Source organism: Shewanella sp. POL2, assembly GCF_000282755.1.
Classification (GTDB): domain Bacteria; phylum Pseudomonadota; class Gammaproteobacteria; order Enterobacterales; family Shewanellaceae; genus Shewanella; species Shewanella xiamenensis.
Map to the genome: position 1 here is coordinate 1 of NZ_AKZL01000149.1, position 5,052 is coordinate 5,052.

Annotated in this window: 4 protein-coding genes and 1 pseudogene; 1 reads left to right on the plus strand and 4 read right to left on the minus strand. The window is 44.9% G+C overall.

Annotation, left to right across the window (positions count from 1 at the left end; all coding sequences use genetic code 11):
• The 4 genes and pseudogenes from SHEWPOL2_RS21335 to SHEWPOL2_RS21350 all read right to left on the minus strand — a co-directional run.
• A pseudogene (locus SHEWPOL2_RS21335) lies at positions 1-1,148 on the minus strand (insulinase family protein); the annotation flags it as partial.
• A 284-nt stretch (positions 1,149-1,432) separates the two neighbouring features.
• Positions 1,433-2,026, minus strand: a complete 594-nt coding sequence (locus SHEWPOL2_RS21340; RefSeq protein WP_037431501.1) for a hypothetical protein — start codon at positions 2,024-2,026, stop codon at positions 1,433-1,435.
• 222 nt (positions 2,027-2,248) lie between these two features.
• Complete coding sequence (gene ssb / locus SHEWPOL2_RS21345) at positions 2,249-2,968, minus strand: single-stranded DNA-binding protein (RefSeq protein ID WP_037431503.1); 720 nt, start codon at positions 2,966-2,968, stop codon at positions 2,249-2,251.
• Positions 2,969-3,076: 108 nt separating this feature from the next.
• Positions 3,077-4,444: an MFS transporter gene (locus SHEWPOL2_RS21350; RefSeq protein WP_037431506.1), complete on the minus strand. Its 1,368-nt coding sequence runs from the start codon at positions 4,442-4,444 to the stop codon at positions 3,077-3,079.
• 408 nt (positions 4,445-4,852) lie between these two features.
• Here SHEWPOL2_RS21350 and SHEWPOL2_RS22590 point away from each other — a divergent pair.
• On the plus strand, positions 4,853-5,052 hold a 200-nt coding region (locus tag SHEWPOL2_RS22590), incomplete at its 3' end, for an ATP-binding cassette domain-containing protein (RefSeq protein ID WP_157173884.1).

The following is a 5,052-nucleotide window of genomic DNA, read 5'->3' on the forward strand; positions in this document are numbered from 1 at the left end:
TTTGTTCCAACAACGCAAGCCCTTGCTGCCAGTTGTTTTCCTGCGTTCCCAGCGTCATTTGCGTGCCGTAGGCAATATCATATTGCGGCCCGATTTGTAAACTTACGCCATACAAAACCTTGGCTATGTAGCAGTTGTGACTCTAAACGACGATACAAAATGCCGTGGGCAATATCTAATAACATCTCCTGCTCACGCATTGCAGGCGTATCTGGTTGCGGTGTTTGAGGTGTTAACATGCCTAACGAAACCGAGGTTTGCAGGCTTGGATCAAAAAATGCCGCCGCCTCAACAGCGGTTTTAGCCTGTACCACACCGATGGATTGTGCCTTAACCCCAGCAGCCTGCGGCGCGGCTTTCCAGTCGATAAATTGCTGCTTAATCTTTTGCTCGATACGACCGACATCGATATCACCCACCACGATTAAGGTGGTGCGAGATGGCGTATAAAAACGCTGATAAAGGGACAATAACGTTTCACGATTTGCATTTTGAATGCTTGTAGCTTCCCCTACGGGAAAGCGCTGCGACAGCAAGGTTTGCGGCATTAAAAAGGCTAACTGGTGGCGATAGTTTTCTAAATCGGCACTACTGCGTTCACGCAGTTCAGACAAGACCACCGCTTTTTCGCGCTCGATTAGCGCGGGGTCAAGCAACAGATTACTGGCGATTTCGCGCATTAAAAACAAGGCGGTATCAACTTTATCTTGGCTATTGCTCGGTAAATTAAACTGATAAACCGTTTGCTGAAATTCAGTCACCGCATTGGTATCAGCCCCAAAACTTAAACCTATGCGTTGTAAGGTAGGGATCATCTCCCCCGCCGCGAGTCCCGTAGATCCATTAAACGCCATATGCTCTAAAAAATGCACCAGACCCTGCTCGGCATCCGTTTCCATCACCGAGCCCACATCCACCCGCATACGGACAATCACGGCTTGCTCTGGGGTTTTGTTGTTCACTAACAGGTAGTGCATCCCATTAGCAAGCGTGCCACTGTGCACTCGTTCGCTTAAGGGCAGGTTGGCCGACTCAGGCCACAGAGGCGCTTCAACCGCACTTAATGGTAAAGCCATGGTGATAAGGAACAGCCATAGCCATAGCCATAGCCATAGGCGTTTAAACTGGATTTTCTTGAAATTGCTCATAAAAATTCACTTTCTCTCCAACATTCGATTCATTAACCGGAGAAAATGCTTACCTCAATACTGATAAATTGACTTTTTACTATAACCACAAAAACGCTTTAAGTCACAAAATCAATACCTTACAGCGTACTTAAAATATCAAAAAACATGCATTAATAGAGAAAACGACATTAGAAATTGAAAGTATATGAGGGAAAACTCGTTGTTAACTTTATAAAAAGATATTCCTCTATCGCATATTGTTAATTCAGAACAGGCTTAATTAAAGCCTGTTCTATTCTAAATTAAGCTAGTCTGATTAACACAGTTAATGCATAGATAACCATAGCCCAATAAAAACCAAAAAGAACAATCCAAACCCAATTCAACCAAGTTAAACTTGAATTATCCTCGTAGTCTAAAGGTTCAAGCGCAAAGTTAATTGCTTTTTGAGCTTCATACAATGGATACAAAACGGCTAAAGGTATAACAATAGAAATTAAAATCAAAGATGTCGGTAAAGTCTCAATTTGATTGAGAACACTAGAGACTACGACAAGTAAAACGTAAACTGTCGCCAAAGCAGAATGATTCCAACGATAACTTCTATTATCTTCTTTAATATATTCATTAACATAAACAAACAAAGAGTGTGTAAAAAATACCGTAAAAATGCATCGAGCAATTGGCCATGCATCTAAATCATAATACTCTTTTAATGCCTGCCATTGCTTATAAAACCAGTATATTTGATATAGACCAAAGGTAGCAAAAAACATAATAAAAAATTTAGCAAGTGAAACATGAAACAGTGGTACTCTGTGAATATTGCTATCTACTGTTATTTGTTTTTCATCGCTCTTTAATGGATTATTTTCCTGACTTATTACATCTTCCATGGAAGAATTCCTTTCTTTTAGTAGTCGTCATAACGTTAATTTATTTTCAAAAGTTCAAGCCCTTTAGCGGACTCAAAACAATCTACCCTAAACCGCAACAACTGTTAACAATTAAGCAAATAAAATTATTCAAAGGAAAGATAAGCCACATATAAAAAAAAAGCCCTGCAAAATATTGCTGGGCTTTTAAAAAACTATGTTTCCACTGTAAAAGTTGGAAAATTAGAACGGGATATCGTCGTCCCAACCATCATCCAAATCTGGAGTGAAGTTTTGTTGTGGCTGTGGCGCTGGACGCTGCGCAGGAGCAGCTGGCGCTTGATACGCAGGAGCTGCAGGCTTAGGCGCATAACCGCCCTGCTGTGGCTGAGCGTGAGGCTGCGCCTGTTGCTGACCATAGCTTTGCTGAGCTGGCTGCTGATTGTAGCCAGATTGAGGTTGTGGCGCTGGTGCTTGGTAAGCCGGAGCCGCTTGCGGTGCTGGCGCGTATTGATTTTGCGCAGGAGCAGCTTGTTGTGGGGCTGATTGGTAACCGCCGTTTTGTGGCATACCACCCATTGGGGCACCTTGGCCTTGACCTTGACTTTGGCCTTGATTGCGGCCGCCTAACATTTGCATGCTACCGCTTTGGTCGATAACCACTTCAGTACTGTAACGATCTTGACCGCTTTGGTCTTTCCACTTACGCGTTTGCAATTTACCTTCGAGGTAAACCTGTGAACCTTTACGCAGGTACTCACCCGTAATTTCAGCCAACTTGCCAAACAGAACCACACGGTGCCATTCAGTACGTTCTTGCTGTTGACCTTGTTGGTCTTTCCACGATTCGCTGGTCGCAACGGTGATGTTTGCGACTGCGTTACCGTTTGGCATATAACGCACTTCTGGATCTTGTCCCAAATTGCCAACCAAAATTACCTTGTTAACACCACGACTGGCCATTGAAATCTCCTGCGATTCTTTAAATAATCTGTTAATTCAGTATGTTGTTTATAATTGTTGCCGCAAGGGAAAATCCGCATCCCTAAGTATTCGCGGCAATAACACATATTATTGAGCAGAGCCTAACACAGCTCGGGCTTCTCTTAAATCGAAATGCTCGTCAACTTTGAGATAAGCGACTTTCTCGTCTAGCACCACAATCGCTTCAACCACACCCATTAATTGTGACAGTTGCGCCGCCATATCACGGGCTTGGGTTTTGTCTTTAACGGCAGCCTCTAAGGTGTAACTCTTAAGCAGTACAGGATTTTCCATTCCTAAGGTGAGCAATAACCAAATGCCCATCAATACCAGCGCCACAATAAACACGCCCACGGCACCGACTAATTGGTACGCACCACCACCGAGCATACCGCCACAAAAGGCCCCGAAGAATTGGCTGGTCGAATAAACACCCATCGCCGAGCCTTTTTCACCCACGGGGCAGAATTTCGCAATCAAACTCGGCAGCGACGCCTCAAGGTAGTTAAAGCCAGTAAAAAACAGCAGCACGGCCACGCTCAATACCCAGAGGTTGCTGGCAAAAATCGCCATGGCGGCAAGGGCAAACATCATGATCACTAAAGCAATTTGGAACATCGCCTTAGTATTCTTGCGCTTCACCCCGATGATGATTAACGGCACCATCAAGAAGAATGCGCCCACAAAAGCAGGGAAATACAGCATCCAATGTTTTTCTTTCACCAGGCCCGCATCGACTAAGTCGAGTGGCAAGGCGACAAACACGGCGGTTAACACTAAGTGCAGAATAAAGATCCCCGCATCGAGCCTAAACAGCTGCGGATCGGTCAACATGCGCTTAAGCTTCGCGGGCGCCGCTAAGGTATCGCCCTTAGGTGCGTGGGAAATGGGATTGGGCACCAATAACTGCACAATCAACATGCCTAACACCGCAAGCCCAGCAGTTAAAAAGAATAACCCTGATAAGCCTAAATGCTGCGCCACAATCGGGCCAACCAGTAACGACAGTGCAAACGAGCCACCGATACACATACCAATAATCGCCATAACCTTGGTACGTTGCTCATCCCGTGTTAAGTCGGCCGCGAGCGCCAGCACAGCGGCCGCAATCGCGCCCATTCCTTGTACAGCACGGCCAAACACCACGCCATAGATAGTCTCAGCATTGGCGGCAATTAAACTGCCGATGGCAAACACCACTAAGCCTGCAAGAATGACAGGTTTACGGCCATATTTGTCTGATAAAATCCCCATAGGGATCTGTAAAATGGCCTGAGTTAAGCCATAAGCACCGATGGCAATGCCCACCCAAAGGGGTGAAAAACCTTCTAAATGCCGACCATAAAGTGCAAAGACGGGCATGATCATAAACAAGCCCATCATGCGTAAACCAAATACACTGGCTAAAGAAAACGCGACTCTTGTCTCGGTTCCTGAAAGTCCGTTGTTACCCATGATTTTGCCTTGGATTGAAGTCTTTTAGGGGGCGCATGTTAGCACACCACAAAGCATTTGCTCAAAAGGAAAAACCGTCCTAAGCACTCGTAGTTAACGGGTTGTCCAGCCCCATCGCGACGCCGTTTAAAAGGCACAGTTACGGCCTTAGGTCTTTATTTTAAAGGCTTATCTAAAAGTCGATTCGCTACAAATAGTTAACTTGATACTTACAGAGATAAGCTTAGGCTTGCCCTCATACTTGGATTAATCTTAGTTAATTCGCTAGGTTCATCACGATTATATCGCCCACGGCCAAGCATTGGCTTACCGCCAACCCAGAATAGAGATCACAGAATCGACTAAACTCAGCCGCCGAACTGTGCGATACTTAGGCTCATTTTTTTAAGCATAAGACTTGAGCGATAGATGGATAAGATTGAAATACGCGGTGCACGAACCCACAATCTCAAAAATATCAACCTGACTATCCCAAGGGATAAGTTAATCGTTATCACAGGGTTATCGGGATCAGGCAAATCTTCCCTAGCATTTGATACTTTATATGCCGAAGGCCAACGACGTTACGTTGAGTCTCTTTCTGCCTATGCCCGCCAATTCTTAAGCTT